Source organism: Vibrio sp. D173a (assembly GCF_030248475.1).
Window position 1 is genome coordinate 1 of record NZ_JAHGAH010001396.1, and the last position, 510, is coordinate 510.

A 510-nucleotide genomic window follows, 5' to 3' on the forward strand; every position below is an offset into this window, starting at 1 on the left:
CCCATTTCAGAAGCACGCAAGAAATGCCCATTACGTGAGTGAGATTCAGCACTGATCACAAGGTGTGTTGCGTTACACCAATGTGCGGTACCTGCCTTTTTCATTGCTGTTTCGCCCGGTTGAGCGAGGAAGGTTTTGTTGTAGCGTTCGTTATTGATGATCCACTGAATCATACCAAGGACCAAGGCGGAATCTGTCCCCGGTTTAATTGGCATCCAATGGTTATTATCACCCGCGGCAAGGCTGGATGAACCTGCTGGCAAGCTCGGCGTGATGATGGTGTATTCGAGTTTGCCTTCGGTGCGTGCTTTGGCTAGCTGGCGAGCCTGACGTTTGAACGGGTTTCCCGCTTGTGCTGGTGACATGCCAATAAAAATAACGTATTCGGCATTATCGAAGTCTGGCTTTAAGTGGGCGTTCTTATCCAAATCGTTAATAACCGCGCCACTGCCGGCACGGAAAGCATAGCCACAGTAAGAACCATGATGGCCAAAGTTACGCGTACCAAAG

At 49.8% G+C, this 510-nt stretch carries 1 protein-coding gene; it reads right to left on the reverse strand.

Annotated elements, in window-relative coordinates; all coding sequences use genetic code 11:
• A partial coding sequence (locus tag KIV40_RS33605; protein ID WP_285353752.1) for a molybdopterin-dependent oxidoreductase occupies positions 1-510 on the reverse strand: 510 nt, incomplete at both ends.